This is a genomic window from Bombilactobacillus bombi, assembly GCF_003522965.1.
GTDB classification, from domain to species: Bacteria; Bacillota; Bacilli; order Lactobacillales; family Lactobacillaceae; genus Bombilactobacillus; species Bombilactobacillus bombi.
Genome location: NZ_CP031513.1, coordinates 931481 through 953704 on the forward strand (window position 1 = coordinate 931481; position 22224 = coordinate 953704).

General features: G+C 31.9%; 20 protein-coding genes, 1 pseudogene and 1 riboswitch. Of the genes and pseudogenes, 5 read left to right on the forward strand and 16 right to left on the reverse strand.

The genetic code is table 11. The features are described from left to right. A riboswitch (PreQ1 riboswitch) is annotated at window positions 1-44 on the reverse strand. Window positions 45-78: 34 nt separating this feature from the next. From DS830_RS04805 to rfbA, 5 genes are read right to left on the reverse strand one after another with little or no spacing between them, the layout of a single operon-like run. After that, window positions 79-1503, reverse strand: a complete 1425-nt coding sequence (locus DS830_RS04805) for an oligosaccharide flippase family protein (RefSeq protein ID WP_118908449.1) — start codon at window positions 1501-1503, stop codon at window positions 79-81. A 23-nt stretch (window positions 1504-1526) separates the two neighbouring features. Then, on the reverse strand, window positions 1527-2372 hold the full coding sequence (gene rfbD / locus DS830_RS04810) for a dTDP-4-dehydrorhamnose reductase (RefSeq protein ID WP_118909099.1): 846 nt from the start codon (window positions 2370-2372) through the stop codon (window positions 1527-1529). Continuing rightward, a complete protein-coding gene (rfbB, locus tag DS830_RS04815) occupies window positions 2362-3393 on the reverse strand; it encodes a dTDP-glucose 4,6-dehydratase (protein ID WP_118908450.1) in 1032 nt (343 codons plus the stop codon). Before rfbB ends, rfbD begins: the two co-directional genes overlap by 11 nt. Further along, window positions 3393-3974, reverse strand: a complete 582-nt coding sequence (gene rfbC, locus DS830_RS04820) for a dTDP-4-dehydrorhamnose 3,5-epimerase (protein WP_118902632.1) — start codon at window positions 3972-3974, stop codon at window positions 3393-3395. The genes rfbB and rfbC overlap by 1 nt, the downstream gene beginning before the upstream one ends. Then, complete coding sequence (gene rfbA / locus DS830_RS04825) at window positions 3974-4840, reverse strand: glucose-1-phosphate thymidylyltransferase RfbA (protein WP_118908451.1); 867 nt, start codon at window positions 4838-4840, stop codon at window positions 3974-3976. Before rfbA ends, rfbC begins: the two co-directional genes overlap by 1 nt. A gap of 433 nt (window positions 4841-5273) precedes the next feature. Here rfbA and DS830_RS04830 point away from each other — a divergent pair, with 433 nt between their 5' ends. From DS830_RS04830 to DS830_RS09055, 3 genes are all read left to right on the forward strand, one after another. Continuing rightward, window positions 5274-5792, forward strand: coding sequence for a hypothetical protein (locus tag DS830_RS04830; protein ID WP_118908452.1), 519 nt, complete (start codon window positions 5274-5276; stop codon window positions 5790-5792). 218 nt (window positions 5793-6010) lie between these two features. Further along, window positions 6011-7159: a hypothetical protein gene (locus DS830_RS04840; protein WP_118908454.1), complete on the forward strand. Its 1149-nt coding sequence runs from the start codon at window positions 6011-6013 to the stop codon at window positions 7157-7159. 870 nt (window positions 7160-8029) lie between these two features. Next, a complete protein-coding gene (locus DS830_RS09055) occupies window positions 8030-8230 on the forward strand; it encodes a transposase (protein WP_118908455.1) in 201 nt (66 codons plus the stop codon). Between the two features lie 585 nt (window positions 8231-8815). On the opposite strand, the pseudogene DS830_RS04850 reads toward DS830_RS09055, so the two are convergent. The 9 genes and pseudogenes from DS830_RS04850 to trmL form a co-directional block, all read right to left on the reverse strand. Continuing rightward, window positions 8816-9723, reverse strand: a pseudogene (locus DS830_RS04850) (IS30 family transposase). 659 nt (window positions 9724-10382) lie between these two features. Then, the gene (locus tag DS830_RS04855; RefSeq protein WP_118908456.1) at window positions 10383-11480 is read right to left on the reverse strand and encodes an acyltransferase family protein; all 1098 of its coding nucleotides are present in this window, start codon (window positions 11478-11480) and stop codon (window positions 10383-10385) included. A 70-nt stretch (window positions 11481-11550) separates the two neighbouring features. Next, complete coding sequence (locus DS830_RS04860) at window positions 11551-13752, reverse strand: hypothetical protein (RefSeq protein WP_118908457.1); 2202 nt, start codon at window positions 13750-13752, stop codon at window positions 11551-11553. Between the two features lie 29 nt (window positions 13753-13781). Further along, window positions 13782-14726, reverse strand: a complete 945-nt coding sequence (locus DS830_RS04865) for a glycosyltransferase family 2 protein (RefSeq protein WP_118908458.1) — start codon at window positions 14724-14726, stop codon at window positions 13782-13784. A gap of 5 nt (window positions 14727-14731) precedes the next feature. Then, window positions 14732-15670 (reverse strand): glycosyltransferase family 2 protein, encoded by a 939-nt coding sequence (locus tag DS830_RS04870; RefSeq protein ID WP_118908459.1) that lies wholly within the window; start codon window positions 15668-15670, stop codon window positions 14732-14734. Window positions 15671-15672: 2 nt separating this feature from the next. After that, a complete protein-coding gene (locus DS830_RS04875) occupies window positions 15673-16527 on the reverse strand; it encodes a glycosyltransferase family 2 protein (protein WP_162887523.1) in 855 nt (284 codons plus the stop codon). A gap of 1 nt (window position 16528) precedes the next feature. Then, entirely contained in the window at window positions 16529-17188 is a 660-nt protein-coding gene (locus DS830_RS04880) for a sugar transferase (RefSeq protein ID WP_205526770.1), read from the reverse strand. Between the two features lie 34 nt (window positions 17189-17222). Continuing rightward, window positions 17223-17630, reverse strand: coding sequence for a DUF1149 family protein (locus DS830_RS04885; RefSeq protein ID WP_118908462.1), 408 nt, complete (start codon window positions 17628-17630; stop codon window positions 17223-17225). Between the two features lie 26 nt (window positions 17631-17656). After that, window positions 17657-18166: a tRNA (uridine(34)/cytosine(34)/5-carboxymethylaminomethyluridine(34)-2'-O)-methyltransferase TrmL gene (gene trmL, locus DS830_RS04890; RefSeq protein WP_118908463.1), complete on the reverse strand. Its 510-nt coding sequence runs from the start codon at window positions 18164-18166 to the stop codon at window positions 17657-17659. A 316-nt stretch (window positions 18167-18482) separates the two neighbouring features. Between trmL and DS830_RS04895 the strand changes: the two genes are divergently transcribed. Next, window positions 18483-19502: a GMP reductase gene (locus DS830_RS04895; protein ID WP_118908464.1), complete on the forward strand. Its 1020-nt coding sequence runs from the start codon at window positions 18483-18485 to the stop codon at window positions 19500-19502. Between the two features lie 53 nt (window positions 19503-19555). On the opposite strand, the gene DS830_RS04900 is transcribed toward DS830_RS04895, so the two are convergent. Both DS830_RS04900 and DS830_RS04905 read right to left on the reverse strand, forming a co-directional pair. Continuing rightward, the gene (locus tag DS830_RS04900; protein WP_118908465.1) at window positions 19556-20719 is read right to left on the reverse strand and encodes an AI-2E family transporter; all 1164 of its coding nucleotides are present in this window, start codon (window positions 20717-20719) and stop codon (window positions 19556-19558) included. Between the two features lie 3 nt (window positions 20720-20722). Beyond that, window positions 20723-21085 carry a PTS glucitol/sorbitol transporter subunit IIA gene (locus DS830_RS04905; protein WP_118908466.1) on the reverse strand — a complete coding sequence of 121 codons (363 nt, stop codon included), beginning with the start codon at window positions 21083-21085 and terminating at the stop codon, window positions 20723-20725. A 105-nt stretch (window positions 21086-21190) separates the two neighbouring features. On the opposite strand from DS830_RS04905, the gene DS830_RS04910 reads away from it, so the two are divergent. Then, complete coding sequence (locus tag DS830_RS04910) at window positions 21191-22210, forward strand: lactonase family protein (RefSeq protein WP_162887524.1); 1020 nt, start codon at window positions 21191-21193, stop codon at window positions 22208-22210. Window positions 22211-22224: the final 14 nt, after the last annotated feature.

Here is a 22224-nt window from a genome sequence, read left to right on the forward strand (position 1 = left end):
ACTTCCTTAGTTTTTTTAAATGGGATTTTGCGAACCATTCACTGTTTATGATAACAAAATTATAAAATAACTCAAAACTTATTTAGCTGGTTTTTGCAACAATTGTCTCACAACTTGCAAAATTGGTGGCTTTAAAATAAAGATTCCCAATCCATAAATTACTATACCAATAATTACTTCTATCAAAGCTGTTAATATGGTGAATTTCCAAGTCATGTGTAAATAAAATACCACTATAAACATAATTAAACCCGATAAAAGATATTTCCAAAGGCCAATAAATAAATCTGATAACTGCATGGACTTATGAATGGCCACTAATTGATAAATAGTAACAGCCCATTCACAAAGCACCGTTGAAATCATTGCCCCATTAGTTTTCAATAACAAAATCAGTGGTACATTAAAAACCACACTCAAGATAGCTCCTAAAGTGACAGAAGCAGTGTATTGGCGATTTTTGCCCAAGGGTAAAAGATATTGATTTCCTATAATACTTGACCATGCAATCGGTAATATTATTAAAGACTCAATCATAATTAAAGGTGAAATAGACTCATACCCGTGACCAAAAAATAAAGGTGCAAACTTCCAAGCAACTGCTGCAATGCCAAACATCATTGGAATTGCAGCCGCACTTGAATAATCAAAAGCCTGTTGGGTATAGCGATTAACCTTTTTTAAGTCTCCATGGGCAAATACATTGGCCACTCGTGGCATCATTACTGTAGCTAGCGAAGTAACTATTGCTAAAAGCATCCGAATAATATTATCGGAATAAGTATAAAAACCAGCAGCTTCTACTGAGACCATAATTCCTAGCATGGTTTTATTTAATATCAAATAAACTTGTAACGCAATCTGAGGAAGAAACAAGGTTAATGATGGACGTAAATGTTGCCAAATATTTAATTGGTGCCATTTAGGCGGTACAATATAAGTTTTTAAATAAGGAAATAATGACATATTTCCCAGTAATTGAGACATGGACAAAATAAAAATATAAAGTATTATATCGTTTTTGTTTTTGACTAAAGTAAAGATAAAAATAATCGAAATCAACTTCACAACAACATTTCGAACCACAGTCACTTTAAAATTCTCAACTCCCATAAAAAACCAAGAAATATCAAAAGCAGCTGCAATAATTAAAATGGATTGCATTAAGTAAGCCAACTGATAAGTGTGAGTCAAAAATACAAATAAATAAAATAGAATTAAAGCTAGAGCAATCGTAAATAGACGCATAATAAAAATTTCCCAAAATGTTTGGGAAACCTTGTCTTTATCATCTCTTAAATAGGCAATTTGTCGATTACCGTAGAGAGCTACTCCGATACTGCCAAATAAGATAAAATATTGCGTATTAGCATTTGTTAATGAATTAATTCCACTGCCTGTTGGTCCTAAAACTCGAGAAATATAAGGCATTGTAATTAAAGGTACAATAATAACAAAAATTTGATAAAAAGCATTGTAAAGATAGTTCTTGATTAACTGCAATTTAATTACCTACAAACTTATTTTTAAAGATCAAAACACTGATTAACAGCCGTTTGCCAACTAGGAATTTCAAATCCTGTCTGCAAAACTTTATCAATACTTAAAATTGAATGTTTTGGGCGTTGAGCAACCTGGGGATATTGGTTTGAAGTTACGGGCAAAACTTGAACAGCTTGATTTTTTAAAATTTCCTGCGCAAATTCATACCAAGAACAACTACCCATATTAGCTAACTGATAAATTCCAAAGTCAAGTCTTTGTTGCCAAGCAAAGACCATAAATTCGGCTAATGTCTTTGTCCAAGTAGGACGACCAAATTGGTCATTAACTACTGTAATTTGGTCATGAGTTTGGGCTAAGTGCAACATAGTTTTTACAAAGTTGGCTCCATATTGACCAAACACCCAAGAGGTTCTAATAATATAATAGTTATTCATTATTTGTGTAAGATGTTGCTCACCCGCTAATTTGGCTTTGCCATATTCATTTTGTGGATGTGGTTGATCATCTACTTGATAAGCAGTCAAATTAGTTCCATCAAACACATAATCAGTACTAATATAAAACAAAGTAGCACCAATTTCTTGTGCTGCTTGCGCAAGATTAGCTGTGCCCTGATCATTCACCTTGTAGTTCAAGCTTTTTCCAGGTTCGGTTTCAGCAGCATCAACTTTAGTATAAGCTGCACAATCAAAAATAACTTGCGGCTGATACCTAGCCAAATAATGCTGAACAACAGTTAAATCGGTAATATCTAATTCTTGTGAACTGGGAGCTAAATAAGTTATTTTTTGGGTTTGCAGCAACAATCGTAATTCGGTACCTAATTGTCCGTTAGCACCCAAGATTAAAATTTTATTATTGGCCATTTTTTTGATATTCACTTTCTACGGCCTGTTTATCATTAATCCACCACTCACGATGATTACGATACCAGTCAATTGTTTGTTTTAATCCTGCTTCAAAATCTGTATATTGTGGCTGCCAGCCTAATTCCGTGCGCAATTTAGTAGCATCAATCGCATACCGTAAATCATGCCCTGGTCGGTCTTTCACTTCATCATAAGCATCCACAGGCTGGTGCATCAACTTTAATATTAATTCTAAAACATCGCGGTTATTTCTTTCACCATTAGCACCAATTAAATAAGTTTCACCAATTGTACCTTGCGTTAAAATCGACCAAACAGCATGTGAATGGTCTTTTGTATGAATCCAGTCGCGGACATTCTTTCCACTGCCATACAGCTTTGGACGAATACCACACAAAACATTCGTAATCTGACGAGGTATAAACTTTTCGATATGCTGATAAGGTCCATAATTATTGGAGCAATTAGAAATAGTAGCTCTTAACCCAAAAGAACGTACCCAGGCATGTACTAATAAATCCGAACTGGCTTTAGAAGCTGAATAAGGGCTGCTGGGATTATAACGACTAGTAGGTGTGAATTTCTCACCTATACCTTCCCCATGACCCGGTAAGTCTTCTCGCAATGGGAGATCACCGTACACTTCATCAGTGGAAATGTGGTGATAACGAACGTTATGCTTCCGGCATGCTTGAATTAATGTATAGGTACCCACAATATTAGTTTGAATAAAAGGATCAGGGTTATTTAAAGAATTATCATTGTGACTTTCAGCAGCATAATGTACAACCGCATCAGTTTGAGCTATTAAATTATCTACTAATTGGGCATCACAAATATCCCCAACAACTAATTTAACTCGATTAGAAGGCAATCCTGCTAAATTTTCTCGATTACCTGCATACGTTAATTTATCTAGAACTGTTATTTGTGTTTGGGGTTGGTTTTGAACTAAATAATGTACAAAATTAGAGCCAATAAAGCCGGCTCCTCCAGTTACTAAAATTTTTTTTAACATTAAATTTCTCCATAGACAAAGGGATTATTTTTTTCAAATTCTTGTAAGCTTTGCCGATGTGCATCTTTTTCAGAAGTTATAGCTTGATCCAAATCAATTGGCCAAGCAATCTTTAATTGTGGATCACAATAAGAAATGCCATCGTCAGCCTGAGCATCATAATAATTATCACACTTGTATAAAAAATTAACATTATCAGTTAAGGTCACAAAACCATGAGCAAAACCTTTAGGAACTAACAATTGGCGATGATTACTTTCAGATAAGATATAACCTTGCCATTTTAAATAAGTAGGTGAACCCAAACGCAAATCAACTATAACATCCCAAACAACACCAGTCACAACTCTAATTAACTTAGTCTGAGCTGCTTGTCCGTTTTGAAAATGCATCCCTCTTAAGACTCCTGCTCGAGTAGATAAGGAATGATTATCTTGAATAAAGTTAAAACTAATACCAGCATCATGAAAATCTCTTTGGGAATAAGATTCCGTAAAAAAACCACGTTGATCCCCAAAAAACTGTGGTGTAATTAACTTCACATCTTGCAAAGCAGTTGTTTGAATTTGTAATTTACCCATCATTGTGCCACCAATCGTAATAAATATTGTCCGTAGTCGTTTTTTTGCAACGGTTGAGCTAATTTAATAACTTGTTCTTGACTAATATAACCCATGCGATAAGCTATTTCTTCTAAGCATGCGACTTTCAAATTTTGATTGTGTTGAATTGTCGCAATAAAACTGCTAGCTTCTTGCAAAGAATCATGAGTGCCAGTATCTAACCAAGCATAACCCCGACGCATAATCTCAACGTCAAGTTGGCCTTGATTTAAATAAGCTTGATTAATACTAGTAATCTCTAATTCTCCTCGAGTTGAAGGTTCGACTTGCTGGGCAATGTCCACTACTTGATTATCATAAAAATAAAGCCCCGTTACTGCATAATTACTGGCAGGATGCTTAGGTTTTTCAATAATCGATTTAACATGTTTATCCTCGTCAAATTCCACCACACCAAAACGTTCTGGATCGTTAACATGATACCCAAAAACCGTGGCACCGTGAACTTTTTGAGCCGTCTTTTGTAGTAATTGGGATAAACCACTACCGTAAAAAATATTATCACCCAAGACTAAACAAACCGAGTCGGAACCAATAAACTGACGTCCGACAATAAAAGCATCCACTAAACCACGTGGTTGTTCCTGGACAGCATAACTAATATTTAAGCCTAAACCACTACCATCATTAAATAACTCTTCAAAACGTGGTAAATCATGAGGTGTTGAAATAATTAAGATATCACGTATGCCAGCGAGCATCAACACCGACATGGGGTAATAAATCATTGGCTTATCATATATTGGAATTAGCTGCTTTGAAATAGCCTTTGTAATTGGATATAGTCTCGTACCTGAACCACCAGCTAAAACAATTCCTTTCATTATTGGGTCCTCTTCTCTTGAATAAAATTCCTAGTCTTTATGATAACATATGACTTTAATATTATTAATTTACAATACTATGGATAATTTTTAAAAGTCTAATCTTAATATAAACATAGATAGAAAGATAATTGTAATTTGATTTTTCTAGCATATAAATGAATTATATATTAGAAAAGTAATCTAAGGAATAAATAATATACTAGAATCTATACTTCAATAATCACATGAACTGCGTAAACTTTTAACTAAAAATTAACTTGTATTTGCTAATATAAATATATAAAATATTGATGTTAACTTTTATTAAATTACTAATTTAAAAATAGCAAGTAATTGTTTTGAATACTTTATTTATAATACGCTATAAACACAGCAATTTTAATTATTCAAAATTAATAATTCAAGGAGAATAGTTTTTACAATTTTACATATGAAAAATAAACATTTAATTATTTTATTAATTATTAGCTTTTTAGGAATTATGATTAGTTATATCATTTTCAGTAAGAATTCTTCCTATATACAAAACATTTCACCTTCAAAAAAAGATTTTGTAACAGCAACTGAGTTCAAAGATAATAAGACAACATTCAATAACGGTACTTATATTTATAATATTGATAATATAGGTATTAGCAATAACACAAATAAGAAGAATTTCATAGATATTAATGGCTGGATATTAAAAAAGGGAGTCAACATTAAAAACATTGTTATCAATGCTGCTTTTAAAAGCAACTCAACCTTCTATTACTTATTACCCACCTCTGTTGTAATCAGAGAAGATGTTACTAATTTATTTAATAAAAAAAATAATTATGATTATTCAGGATTTACTGTGCACATACCTATTGATAGTAAACTAGATATTTCGCAACATCGACTTTATATATTTTTGAAATTAAACGGATCTGAAAAAATAATAAAAACAAATTCATACCTTAATTAGATAAAGGGAATAATTATGAGATTTTTAAATAAATTAAAATTAGATTTTATAAAAAACTATGAATTTTATTTATTAGGTTTAATGTATAGTATCCTATTTAGTACAATCAAAATTTTTGGTGACGATAGTATAAATATGCAAATACCATTGAAATGTGTATTAGAAAATGTTTATAAATCATATTTTACTTGGTCATCTCGATTATTGTTAATACCATTATGTATTATACAGAAATAATTAGTAATTATCATATTTTCTTTTTTGGATTTGTAACTGGTTTATTGATATTCTTACTGGCTAGAACATTAAATTTATTATTTAATGAAAAAAATAATAAATTGATTAAATGGGGAATTATATCTTGCATTCTAATGTATCCTTTTGACATATTGTCTTCTGCGGGTTGGATTGCCACTATTGCTACTTACTTTTGGCCATTTGCATTAACAGTTGTCAGCCTTATACCATTAATAAAATCTTTAAAAAATCAAAAAACATCAATGATTCAAAATATTTTATGTTCTCTCAGTTTAGTTTATGCTGCTAACAATGAACAAATAGCAGTTATACTTATAATAATATATACATCTTTTTTGATTATTTTAAAAATAACACATAGGTTAAATAAATTAATTATTTTACAATACATTTTTATATTGATTAGTATTATATTTATATTAACTACACCTGGAATTATCGCTCGTAGTAATGCAGAAGTTAAAAATTGGTTTCCTAGCTTTATAGCATTAAATAATATATCTAAATTCCAACTAGGATATACTAGTACTTTATATACAGCAGTTTTTCATCCCAATTGTTTAATTATAGCTATTGTTTCAATACTCTTCATTATTAATAATAACAATAATAGAAGCAATCTAATAAGAATAATTTGTACTATTCCTCTTGCAATAATTATAGCTTTTAATCCAATATTTACTAATATTATTTATATAAGCAAATCAATAACTTATCCAAAACTTATATATGGATTAGTAACTACTTATAACTATACAGATATAAGTATTTTTTTAGAATATCTAGTATTAAGTTTGTTTTTGATAACTCTTGTACTAAGCATTTATTTTTCCTTTAATACTATAGAAGATAGAATATTATCCTTGACGTTATTAATTGGAGGCGTTATGTCTAGAATTGCAATGGGTTTTTCACCTACTATTTGGATATCTAATCTTAGGACTTATAGTCCTTTATTTGGCTGTATATTTTTAATACTTATAATGTTAATAAAAAAATTATTTTTTAATGATTATTGTGGAAAACAACAAAAAATAAATATTATTACTATTTTCATTATATTTGGATGTTTTAATACATTATCATTGTTTATTCAAGTTATAAATTAACTAAAAATATGTTAGTGTTTTTTAGAATATCTAACTAAATATGTATAAATTTTAAAAAAGCTTTCTTTTTGGGCTCTATACTTTTGAGTGTTGATAGAAATATCAATACTTTTTTTGATATCTGATCATAATTAGATAAAATAAAAGAAACATTGTCCTGCTCGACCACCTAGTCGATTAAAACTAATGAAAGTAAGTTAGACAATATCTCTTAATAATGATTAAATCAATCTTGTCCTTGGAATAAAAGACCCCGGCTCATTTTAAATGAAAAATGTCCGTGAGAACGTGCTGAAAAATATGGTCAAACGGTTACTTCTTTTATACCCATTTAACTTATCTGCGCACATACTGTTTTTATTGCAACAATGAAACAGTAGTCAATAATTTCTGAAAAGATAGTTGGCTGCTTTTGCCCACACTTAACCGTAGTCCCTGCTATTTAGAACTGCAGAAACCGCGCCATTAGTGTCGTGTTTGCCGTCACAGTACAATAGCTCAGACTGATGTGGGTGGCTCCTCATTGTTGTATTTATCCGCGGCGTGCATTAGAATGTGATTTTAGAAGCTCGGCACAATACTTCGTCGAAAGATATTGCTGATCGGCAGAACATCTCTGCCAAAAGTGTACAACGATTTTTAGACTAAGATTATGCTGACTTACAACATTTACACTGTTACCATTTGCCAGCTCATTTATCGTTTGATGAATGTAAAGCCGCCAAGTTGATTGCTTTATTATTGCAGATGCTCAAACTCATCAATTGTTAGAAGTATTACCGACTCGCCTAACCTAAGGTCTCAAGGCTTATTCTTAACGCTTTTATGTGCAACAAAGAAGTTAGATACAGATAATTGTTGTAGATTTGAATGCTGCTTATATTCATTGGATTCTCCAAGTATTTCCACAAAACTAGATTATTATTGATCGGGTTTCATGTAGTGCAATTAGCTAATCAAGCTGTGAATACTATCCGTGAACAAATTATGCAGACTTATGAGCAATCAAGTTCTCCGTATCGACTGTTGAAATTTCATTGGAGACTCTTTTTGAAGAATAGTAGTGCCTAGAAGCACAACGTATGCAATATCAGTTCCACTTACGCCTTTTTGAGACCCAATTTAATCTGGTTCATGCTGGACTGCAATTAAACAAAGCTTTGGCTAGACTTATGAAAGTCTGCGCCAAGCTATCGCTGAACGTAATCCTACTTTATTACAGCAGACCTTCAGCAATTATCATCCACTGTATTAATGCCATGGATTAGGTAGTGCAAACATTGAAACAAAATCAAGCTGCAGTAGTGAATAGCTGTCAGTATTACTTTTAGTAACGGGTCCCCTTAGAAGGATTTAACCATCGCAATTTTACGGACTAGTTATGGCATCCGCAATTGGCAGCATTTACGCTTACGCATTTATCTAAAGTTTGCCGTTTAATGGGTGTAAGGCAAAACCGTCTATCAGTTGAATTCTTTTAGTGTACCCTAAAATTGAAATCAAGGCTTTAAAAATCCATAACTACTGGGAAAACGAGAAAGCCAGTGTGACTAATTAGTCACACTGGCAGGAAAAAATCTATCAACACTCTTTGACATAGAAACTCTTTTTGTAATAAATATAATAATTTAGATTTATATCAGGTAGATTACAAATTTAATCCGAACAAGCTCTAAAAACTTCAATGGCAGTTCGATAATAATGTAGTTTTAAAGGTCGGTTATTAATCAGTTCCACAGCTTCCAGTACTTGATCAGCTGTGACCTCATTAAAATTAGTCTGCTTGGGAAAGAACCAGCGCAGCTTCCGATTAAAATACTCATTACTGCCCCGTTCCCAAGGCGAATAGGGATGACAGAAATAAGTAGTTAAACCATAGTCCTGTTTCAGGTCTTGATACTGGGCAAACTCTTTGCCATGATTGACCGTAATGCTTTGAACGGTGCTGCCAAACCGGCGCATAAAGCCTGCAAAGGCTTGATTTAAGGATTGAGAGGTCCGATCTGGAGCCTTTGTCGCCCAAAAGAAGCGACTGCGTCGTTCTACAAAGGTAACTAAGCAAGCTTTGCTTTGCCCCCGACTAGATAAAACAGTATCCACTTCCCAATGACCAAACGTCTGACGTTGATTAATCGCTGCTGGGCGTTGTTCTCCAGTTTGATATTGTCCTCGAGTCTCTGCTTGCGTTGACGACAACGATTACGATCAGGCAAATTCTGACAATCAAAGTCCAATCGCCTCTGATGCAGCCAATGATAAATCGAAGCTGGCGCTATCTTAAATTTAGCAGCAATGGCTTCCGGAGACCAAGCCAAGCGTAAATGGTTTTCAATCAACTGCTTGAGAGACGCATTCAGAATGGTTTTACGGCCGCAATGTTGTCTTTTTTGATCGGCATCCTGCTGGGCTAAAACCGGGTCATAGGGTTTTACCCGTTGTAATTCGGTACAGATAGTGGACTTAGCTACACCAACTGCATCAGCGATTTGTTGTTGCGTTTGACCTTGTTGCCGTAAAAGGGCTATCGCTTCACGGTCAAACTGTGTTAAAGTAGAAGTGCTCAAAGTAATCCCTGCTTTCATGGTTTGTGTAGTAACTACCATTGAAAAGGAATTATTTTGGGTTTTTTAGATTAATGATGTTCGAATTAATTATAGAATCTACGATCACCAAAAAAAGTTTAGTAATGGTTTTTACAATAGCATTAATCCAAAAATAAGATTTCAGCGAAACTTTTTTGAAACATTTAGGACAACTATTAATAACTTATTTTATACGGTTCAACTATTTTTCGACTATGCATGCGTAATCATATTTATCATTTAACTTTTAAGACTTCAATATTGAATTTTTCTATTCTAAGTAATTATAACCATTATATTCAGCACTAAACTAAAAATTAAAAGCTATCGTAATTCAATTTTATAAAAAAATTAGCACTAGTAAATTGCTGGTCTGATTTTGTTGAAAAATATATAATTACCAATTTCATCAATTAATAATTAATGTAGACAAACTTATAAAGTAGACTAACTTATAGACTTTGTCATTAAGTTAGTAAGCTTTATAAGCAGTATTTACTAGCCAATAATATCAATAAAAACGTTTAACTAATCAAAGATACTTTAAATTATTAATATACTAAAAAGAGAGATTTCTTAGTAAGATATTTACACTAGATTCTTAACAAACACAATTAGAATAAAATTGCAATCAAGTGTACTCATATTAAAAAATTTTTCTTTACACTTTTTAACTTATCAGAAATATTATTAATAACTTTTATTTCTATGTTATTTAGGAAATATTGTCTTATTAAATCAATAATAACCAATAAAATTAATATACAAGCAGCCCATAAAAAACAATACAAATATATGATTAATATGTTAGAATATTGAAATCTTTTTGCATTAATTATAGTTGGTATTATAAATATTGAAAATAAATAATGAGTATGAACTACATATACAGATAAAACAGTATTGGAAATTTTATTAATAAAAGAATTATAAAAACTTTTTTTATTCAAAGTTATGATAAATAACTCCGTAGCCGCGATTACTTCAAAGGGACTATTTCCACCAATAAAATATATTAATTTTTTAGAATCATAAAAAACTAAATGGTATTTAATAAGTAAACTCATCACTGCAATAGAGCAAATCATTAATAAAATCATCAAAATAAATATTGATAAATGTTTTGATAATTTATATTTTTTATTAATAAAGTTTGATTTATATAAACCAATATAGCTTCCTAACATATAAATATATAAACTAGTAATAAATGTATCACCTGATGTTCCGGTTGAAAGATTTTTAAAAAAAGTTGAACAAACAAATAAATAAATAAATCCAACAATTAAAATCCATAAAAATTCAGATTGAGATAAATTTTTTAAAAATTTATTAATAAACGGAGAAAGTAACATCAAAACTATATAAACTGTAATAAACCAGTAAGTACCAAAAAATACTGGAAAAATGAATTGTATAATTTGTTCAACATTTAATATATTAGGTAAAAAGATAATACTAACTATTGTTAAAATCCAAGAGTAAAAAATAGTTGTCAGCCATATCTTAATAGTTGCAGTTATCCTAAAACTATTCTTACTAATCAAAAAATATCCTGTTATTAAAAAAAATATATTAACTCCTAATTTTGCTCCTATCCACATTGTTTCTATTAAGACAACTCGCGGTATTGTCATATTAAAAAAATTCCACTTAGTTTCTATTGCTATATGACCTAAAATAATTAAAAAAATAGAAACAATACGTAATACTTCTATTTTTGAATCTCTATATTCCATCTATAAGAATCTCCTATATATTTAGAAAATTATATATCTAAACTAGAACATAATCTCAAAATTAACATATCTACTCAATAACATCTAATTTAGATTTTCTAATATAAATCATTATTGCAAGCAAAGGCAGACACAAGAATACAGGATAAATATAACGTACAAGTACTACAGGAGCAGCCCATAATGTTGCCCACTGAATTGTCATAAAGAAGGAGATTGTTAATGCTTTCCAAGATGTTTGTGCAATTAAGATTAATAAAACAACTAATATTATCCATCCCCAAAATGCTGGATCAAAGAAACTTGCAATCACAGGATATTGGTAATAAGTTCCATCTTGTTCTAAGCCATAAATCAATTGATACAATGATGGAAATAATTTCCAATTATTAATAATAACGCCATCTTTTTTCATCGGACCATTTTTAGTTTCATTAATTACCTCGTTATAAATATTACCAGATTTAGAAGGATACGTACTTTGCGGATAATACCAACCTAAATTTTGATTCAAAATAACTTGTAAAGTGGCTAGTGGATAATGTGAAATAATTTGCTTCATCATTTTAGAACGTCTTTGATTATAATTCCCCTGATAAATATGATGATAGTGAACTCCTAATTGACCCCACACCGTATTAGCCTGATCAGCAAATTGTGGACTATAAAAATGTGAATATTGTTCAGGTGTTCCTTTAGGCAAAATTGTCCACAGCAATTGTTTGTCAGCCAAGCTAAATTTATTTCCAACATTGACATAACCACCAAAAATAATCTGTGCTTTCAATCCGCCTACATTATCCATATTCCTGACGCCACCCCCTTGGTTAACATCAACTGCAGAACTAGGCAAGCTATGAACAACTGGTCCATTAAAAAGATAAAACAATGCCCCTGTAGCTACAATGATTGCTACAATTTGTTTCCAATATTTCCAACAACCCCCTAACCAAAAAGGTAAAAACATAATTAACACTAATCGACTACTGTTTCTAAAAGTCAAAAATACAAATAAAGAGAGAATTAAAAGAACTAATTTACCATATGAATGGAAAAATTTCGGACCATCTTGCCACATTTCCAGCAAAAAAATCATGATTAAAACCGCAGCTAATCCACACCAAGTATCTTTGGTGTTAGATTGGGCTAAAGAAGTCCAATTAGTAATATGCAACGTCCACCAACTCCAAACAACTACTTGAAGTATCCAAGGAAGCTGCCAACGATTGAGCACCTTAAAACCATATCCAAAAATAGCAGCTGCTAAAATAAACTGTACTACAATCATGATAAATAAACCTGTAGCTACTGAATGTAGAAAATTAACGCCAATTATTTGGACAAAGAAATAGACAATCATCATACTGGCAATAGGTTGACCCATATTCCAATTATTTCTCGTCATCGAAAAATACTGATAAGGCGTATCATAACTCCAAATTCCTGGAGCTAAAGCTATGATTGCCGGTATAAAAATAATAAAAGTGACTACTGCACTCCATAACCAAGGATGTTTTAACTGATTAAACCAATTTTGAATTGGGGAATTTTGCTGATTAGAAGAGAATACATTTTGAGTATTAATTACATAATTTATTATCAAAGCAACAATCGCAGTCCAAAATAGTACAAATCCCATGAAAGTTAATATAGTAGCCACATTAAAAGCAGGAAACTGATAATTATCATAAAGTTGCTTGCCTAAAACCAAAGCTAAGGAAAACAATATTCCCGCAATACTAGATAGTAGCCAATAACTACGCTTTCTAACATATTTTAAAGACACTAAATTGATTAATAAATTAATACTACCAACAACTAATACCCAACTCCATAAAGTCTCTCCAACGTCAAAATTAAAACAAATGGCAATAGTTTCAAAAAAAGACATTATCAAAGCAACAACGATTTTAAATAAATCATTTTTTTGATACTGAAAAATAATAATCATATTGATTAATAATATTATTATTATAGATTTAACATCTGGAAAAGAAAATGTATTAATTTGTGATAAATTAACTAAAATTCCCATTAATTCTTCAATTACCGTAACTACAGCAGAAGTTGCTAACAATAACCACTGCTGTGATCTGATAGCCAATAACTTATGTATTAAATAATTAAATCCTACTAAACCTACAACAAAATAAACTACACTTATTGGTGAAATAGCATAGTTATTAAAAGTTAAATTTAGCCATGAAGTCATAACTATTGCTAAAATAACAGCAAATAAAATATTTAATAGATTAATTAATCGTTTATTCATTTTTTAACTTCCTAAATCTTTATATTCATTTAAATCAAATGTAACTTATGACAAAACCATAGTAGCATGCCCTTTCTTGAAACATGTGTTTTTAAAGACATCGACAACATTGACTTAAATGACATTCTATTTAAAAAACTAAATATAAAGCTATAATTTCTTTTATTTTTTATGCACCATATCCAAATAAAAGAAATGTTGTTAAAAAGCAATACATTATATGCCTTTTTTAATTTTTTATTAAAAATAATGTTTTTTCTGATATATTTTAAAGACCAGAGAAGATCATTACAAGTTTTTTCATTGAAACTATTTAATATGCTTCCTTCTCTATTCTCACGATAAAAATAATCCGTGCTATTAAGTAGCATTATTGTATGTGCATGACTAATTATAACCGGGATATTTGCCATATCTTCATAATAACGTCCTTCAGTTATAACTTGACTTTGTAGAAAGCTACTTTTAAAAGCTTTACCCCAAAAAGAAACATAATATAAATCATCATTATGCAAAAATACTGCATTTAAAAAATGTTTTGAATCATATTTTTTTATCCATAGGATATGACTGTTTTTTAGTTCACGTGGTTCAATTAAAAACGACTCTTTTTTAATTGAAGTTATTTCAACATCTGGCGTTGTAAATCCTTTTAACAAATGTTCCAAATATAAAGGAGAAACAAGATCATCACTATCAATAAAAGTGATAACATCAGCTCTTGCACGCTTAATCCCAACATTTCTAGCGGCCGCAAGACCTGAATTTTTTTGATGAATCACAACAATCCTTGAATCATTTTCAGCTAATTGATCAATAATCTTGCCAGAATTATCTGTAGATCCATCATCAATTAATATCAATTCAAAGTTATACACAGTTTGGTTTTTAACACTCTTAACAGTGTGATTTAAATACTTTTCTGTATTATATACTGGAATTACTATACTAATTTCAATGTTTTGCTTTGTCATTATTACTAAATATAAAATATTTCTCCTATTATTCTTAAAATTCCTTGCTTTATATATCCTTGCTTTACAAACAAAAATTTTCTTTTTAAAACAGACGATTTAAATAGATTTATAAAGTTAAGTACTACTTTTTTTAAGTCTAAAGGTAAATTATAACTATTTATTAAATAGTTCGCTTGTTGAACACAATTTTTTAAAGATAACTTTACAGAATTTAAATTCTGCAACTTATATTGAATATATTCATAGCTATACTCTTTTTTTACCCCAACTGCATTATCATCATGCTGTCTATACAAAATAGTTCCTTCATTAATAAAAACAATCTTGCCATAACAACAGGCAATTAGAGCAATAAACCAGTCATGCATAATAGCTTGGTCAAAGTTGGGCTTAATAATTTGCATTAAAGCTTTATTCCATGCCATCGTACAACCGACCACATTGTTTTGCACTAATAATCTTTGTAAGCGATGTTCATTACCATTTAACGAACTCATTTTCATAAAAGAATTATTTATTAGTTTAAGATTTTGATCAACAACTTTTAAATCTGTATGCACTAACGTAGGCTGAGTACAATTCAATAATCGAGAAATACTTAATTCCACTTTATTTGCTCGCCAAAAGTCATCTTGATCACTAAACATAAAATACTCAAAATCATCTAAACAGTGCTCTTGGACATATCTTACCAACAAACCAAAATTATCCTTAGCACTCCCAGCTTTAAAATGATCTTTAATAACTACTATTTTATCTGGGTAATTAAGTTCATATTCATTAATGATATTTTGAGTATTATCAGTAGAATTGTCATCCCGAATCAATAAAACAAAATTTTGATATGTTTGCTTTAAAATAGAATTAATCTGTTGTTTAAGATACTTTTCACCGTTATATGTAGCCATCATAATAGCTACTTTTCTATTGTTATTTTCCATTGTTACCCTAACTTATATCCAATATATTTGATTCCACTGCGAATAACTAAACTAGGAATTAAATACAATAAGCCTCTAGAAATTAAAAATTTCATTTCACCAATCACTAAGCTGATTCCTTGAGAATTTGCACTACCAAACTTTTGTTTAATCCAAGGATATTGATGATGAAATTCTCCTATTTTTCGATAGCGTTGATATAGCTGGTGATAATTTAACTTCTGGTTATGTTCACAAATTGCCGTGGCACAATAACCGATACTATATCCTTTTTGAACAGCTTTTGCTGCCATTAACATATCCTCAGAAAAGTTGACTGTAAGTGGAAAATTGCCTAATTCCAGCAAAACATCACGCCGATAAATTGAAAAAGCATCTGACGAAAAAACAGTTTTTAAACCATATTTGCGCCGATTTTTCCAATTCTTGATTACACTCTTACTAGGATAATTATTTTGACGGTCTAAAGCATCTAACCAGCCCACAGTATTGACATCAGCAATTTGTCTACCATAAGCAATAGCCATTTGATGATGTGATTGGATAAAGTGCAAAATATTAGCGATTGCGTTCTTTTGTAAATAGACATCCTGTGTCAAAAAAATAATATAATCACAATCAGATATTTTTTCTACAGCATAATGCCTTACTTTACCATGCGTAAAAGTTTGGACTGGTATTGTTTGATATTCAAATCCTGCTTGTTGGGCTAATTGAACAGTATCATCGCTAGATTCACTATCAATAATCAATTTACGTAACTCAAAGTCGCCACTCTGTTGATTAATCTGATCTAAAACTTTTTTAAATTCTTTGCCCGCATTCAGGGTAGGTATGAATAATCCTACTTTAATCATCTTAATACACTCCATCATGCTTTAAGACACTGCTAAAGCTTTTAACAATAATTTTTAAATCAAATAAAAGTGAGGCATGGTCCACATAATACAATTCAACATTACAACGTTTTGGATAGCCAATTTTATTTCTGCCAAAAGCCTGCCAACAACCAGTAATTCCTGGTTTCACTGACAAAAATTTATTTAAGTGTTCCGGCGTGTCATAATTTTTCAATTCGGCTTCTACAATCGGACGCGGACCAACTAAACTCATTTCACCTTTTAAAACATTGATAAATTGAGGAATCTCATCAAGCGATGTTAACCGAATGAAATGACCAAAGTGCGTTATTCTAGGATCAGCATCAACTGGTAATTTAAAATCATTCTGTAAATATTTTTGATACAAACGTGGATTGGCTTTTAATTTAGTATCAGCACCATTTACCATTGAACGAAACTTATATATCAAAAATTTTTTTCCATTTTTACCTACACGTAATTGCTTATATAACATCGGTCCTTTATTTTCCCCAAAAAGATATACCACCTTAAAAATTAAAAATAATGGACTACAAACCACTAAAGCTAAGGTCGATATCACTATATCAAAAAACCGCTTCAATAATCGATAAAGCACCTTGCCCTTTTTGGTATGTGTCTCAGCTAAATCCCCCATTGCTTTCCACATCCATCAATCTTATTTAGCTTGATTAATCATCTACATCTTCATTGTCACCAGTATTAGGCTGGAAATTCAATTCGTATCCATGATCTAAGGTCATCGCAGTTAGTTGATAAGTGATAATTTGAATTTGTTCTACTAGAGGACGTGAGAGTTCTTCCATTAATTCGGTACTCAAGGTGTAGTCTTCATCAGCAGCCACATCTTGCAACTGGACTACTTGTCCGATTAACCCGGAAATAGCAAAAGGCGCTTGCTCAGGATGAATCCCAAAAGGAGTCATAATTTGAATCATTTTTCCTTCGGTTGATTCTGCTTCTTCAGAATCATTGTAATCTTGCACTTGAACCTGTAAATCAGTTTTAACTTCACTGTCTGGATCTACTAAATCATAATGATAAGACTGGACAACAATTGGTCCTTTAGCAACTTTCATATTTATTCCCCTCAATAATTAAAGTATTAGTGTAACTTGTCGTGTTGATACCGATGCGTTAATTCCATCCCGACAAAATGCTGTTGTCGAACCACTTCATAAATAACCAATGCACATGTATTTGATAAATTCAAAGCGCGAATATTATCTGTCATTGGTATCCGCAAACATTTTTCTTGATTTTCACGCATGAATTTTTCAGGTAAACCGGTAGTTTCCTTGCCAAACAAGAAATAATGATCCTTGGTAGTATCCGAATAATCAACATCTGTATAAATTTTATCAGAAAACTTAGTAATTAAATACAAATACTTTGGATCAGCAACAGCTGCCAAAAAATCATCCAAATCATCATGGATTTGTACATTTACTTTATCCCAGTAATCTAAGCCGGCACGTTTCATGTGCTTATCATCCAGACTAAATCCCAATGGACGAATTAAATGTAAAACTGTATCGGTACCAGCGCAAGTTCGTGCAATATTTCCCGTATTAGCTGGCATTAACGGTTCAAATAAGGCAATATGATTAGTCATCATAACACTTCTTTCAATAAGAATAATTCTAACATAAGTTAAACTTGATAAACAGCCACAAAAAAACGTATCTTCTCGGCCACAGCAGCAAGAAAATACGTTAGTGCACTCATCATCAAATACTTTTATCAAACTGCTATCTGATAAAAGTATTTGAACCAAGTAGCTCTTTACAATATATCTCAAATCCTATTTAAATGCAACCACAAATTAAGTCTTGACTTATTTGAAAAGTATATTTAAATAGTATGTGGCGAACATTTTTTGATAGTAATTTTTAAATAGTTCGTAAATAAGTTTAAGGTGGTCGCTTTAAATGGCAAATAACTCTTTCAATGTTTTTGATTACGAAGATATTCAACTAATTCCCCAAAAATGTATTATCGAGCATCGCTATCAGGCTAATACTTCTACCCAGCTTGGATCACATACCTTCAAAATACCAGTCGTTCCCGCAAATATGTCGAGTATCATCGATGAGAAATTAGCTATTTGGCTTGCACAGAATAATTACTTTTATGTGATGCATCGATTTGAGCCCGAAACACGGCTAGCCTTCGTCCAAAAAATGCACCAGCAGCAACTCATTGCTTCTATTAGTGTGGGCGTTCAAGCTCAAGATTATCAACTGATTGATCAATTAGTTCAAGCTCAATTAGCGCCTGAATATATTACAATCGATATTGCTCATGGTTATGCTGAATCAGTGGCCAAAATGATTAAGTACATTAAAGAAAAATTACCAACAACTTTTGTCATTGCCGGTAATATTGCCACTCCAGATGCAGTACATTTCTTAGAAGAAGCTGGTGCTGATGCCACCAAAGTTGGGATTGGTCCCGGTCGAGCTTGTATCACGAAAATCAAGACTGGATTTGGGACTGCTGGTTGGCAACTAGCCGCTATTAGAATGTGTGCTAAAGCTGCCCGTAAGCCGATTATTGCTGATGGTGGTATCCGAACCAATGGCGACATAGCTAAATCTTTGCGTTTTGGTGCCAGTTTTGTGATGATTGGATCTTTATTAGCTGGACATGATGAAAATCCAGGTGAAGTTTTGGAACAAAATGGCCATAAAGTCAAAATTTATTATGGATCGGCCTCAGCTTTACAAAAAGGCGAACGCAAAAATATTGAAGGCAAAAAAGTAATTGTTCCCTATAAAGGTTCAATTGTTGATACACTCAAGGAAATGCAAGAAGATTTGCAATCTGCTATCTCGTATGCTGGTGGCAAAGAACTAGAAGATTTACGTCATGTTAATTATGTCATCATAAAAAATTCTATTTATAATGGTGATGCTGGTGTCATTAATCATGACTTGAGTAATTTATAAATAAAAAGACAAGTAACTCGCACAATTATTGAGCTACTTGTCTTTTTATTTACCTAATTAGTGGTCGAATCTGTCGATTGTTCTTCATCACTATCATACCAAGAAGAGTTTCGTTGTATCCAGGCAAAAATTTTACCGACAAATATTTTGATAATTGCATAAATCGGAATGCCCCCAATTACACCGATTAAACCAAACATTCCTCCTGATACTAACAATACAAAAATTGTCGTTACCGGATGCATATTCATCTTATTACCAACTACTAATGGCGAAACCACACGAGTTTCAATAGTTTGCTCAATCGCAAAAATAATAATGACATATAACAACATCTGCTGACCATTAATTAAACCTAAGACTATGGCAGGAATCAAGCCGACAGCAGAGCCGACATATGGAATTAGATTACAAATTCCAGCAAAAATTCCTAATAAAACGCCATAAGGCATACCAACAATTAAATATCCAATTGCAAACATCACGGCCACCCAAAAGGCTACTGTTAATTGACCACGTACATAAGAACTTAAGGCCTGATTAATCTCTGTCAACGTGTCAGATACTGAAGCTTGAAGACGTTCAGGCATATATTTAATGATGCTTGGTTTAATCTTGTGGTCATCTTTTAACATAAAAAACAAAACAAACGGAGCCGTTAAAATAATCATTACCACATTGGTGACGACTCCGACAGCAGAAGTGATATTACCTAATGCGTTGTTAAAGACGCCATTTAAACTGTTCGAAAATGATTTGGTCAATTTCAAAGGGGATAATTTATTCGCCAAATGCAATCTTTGCAAATGTGGCTCTTGACTTAAATTAATCAACATTTTCTGCAAAGTCCGCCAATATTGGGGAATATTGTGAACTAACGAAGTGGCTTGATTTTGAATAATTGGAATCAAAGACAAAATAATCCAAACTAACACCGCCAAAATCACAATAAAGACTATACTAATAGACCAAACGCGCTTCACATGACAACGTTGTTCTAATAAGTCAATCAGTGGATCAATTAAATAATATAAAATACCCGCTACAATTAACGGTGGTAAAATTATACCCAAAATTTGTTGTATTGGTTTAAAGATATAACTCACTTTGATAAACGCGGCAATAATCAAAAAAATCAATAAAACATTAAGTAAAACTACTGTTACCTTATTATTTAAAAACCATTTGGTAAACCATGTTTTGTGCTCAGATTTCATATACTAATCTCCCATTTGATAGACAATCTTACTACCTAAGTGCAATTTGGGCAGTGGTCCATCTAAATAAATACTATTAGGCAAAGGTTCTGCTGGACACTTGTCAAAAGCTAAAACTGCATGCCCAATAGTAGATAGTTGCGAATTAACCAAATCGCCTACAAAGGTTATTGGATATAAAGTCTGATCAATTATTAATTGTGCGTGCTTATCCAACTTAAATTGGTTTCTAGACGTTAAAAAATGTTGTATAATGGCAACTTGCTGTAAATCTTCACTAGCACTTTCATCAAATAATAATAAAAAATTGGTCTGTTCATCGACAGCTTGATTACCGATGAATGTAACTTCTGCTGTAATTTCCATTTTCTATCACCTAACTTTACTTCTAATCTTAGCAAATTATAGGAATTCTACCAGCATTTTGCCAGAGTTTGTTATAAAATGTTGTTCAAAGGAGTGATTTATCACATGCAAGAAAATGTATTAATTGGCGGTTATACTAAACAAACCAGCCAAGGAATTTATCAATTGCAATTTAATTCGCAAACTGCCCAACTAACACCTGCTAAGTTAGCGGTCAAATTACAAGGTCCGACATACTTTGCCGTTTCTAACGAACATATTTTATATACTGTTGTTCAAGACGGCGAGCAAGGCGGGCTAGCTGCTTATGATATGAAAAATAATTTTGCCTATTTAGGCAGTGCTTTACAACCGAAGAATTCACCGGCTTATGTTGAGGTTTCTGATAAAAGACAATTGGTCTTTTCAGCTAATTTTCACACAGGTATTGTCACTATTCATCAAATCCAAGAAGATAAAACTTTAGCCATTACGGATCACATCCAATTAACCGGTCGCAGCATTCGCCCGGAACAAGAAGAGTCGCATCCACATATGGCCCATTTGGCACCCGATGGTAATTTAGTGATTTGTGATTATGGTAGTGATAAGGTCTTCACTTATAGTATCGATGATGCTGGAAAAGCCACCAAAATGGGAGAATTTACTGCTCCTGCAGGCTCAGCTCCCCGGCACTTGGTTTTTAATCCACAACATCCAGACATTGCTTATTGTATTTGTGAATTAGCTTCAATTGTTTTAGTCTTAAATTATCATGACGGTCAATTTGAACAATTACAAAGCTATCCTTTACTGCCAGATAATTATAATGAGGATAATACAGCTGCTGCTATCCGTATCAGTGCTGATGGTCAATTCTTATATACTTCTAATCGCGGTCATAATTCCATCGTATCTTTTAAAGTTAGCGCTAGTGGCCAATCTTTAGAACATCTCCAAACTATCAAAACTCAAGGAGATTTCCCTCGTGATTTTGATTTTGATCTTACTGGTCAATATCTTTTAGTTCCTCATCAAAAATCTAATGATGTGACTATTTTTAAACGTAATTTAGAGACTGGTTATCTAACTTTTATTAATAATGATACCCAAGTACCGGAAGGAACTTGTATCGTCTTTTACTAATTTATTTGGAGTGT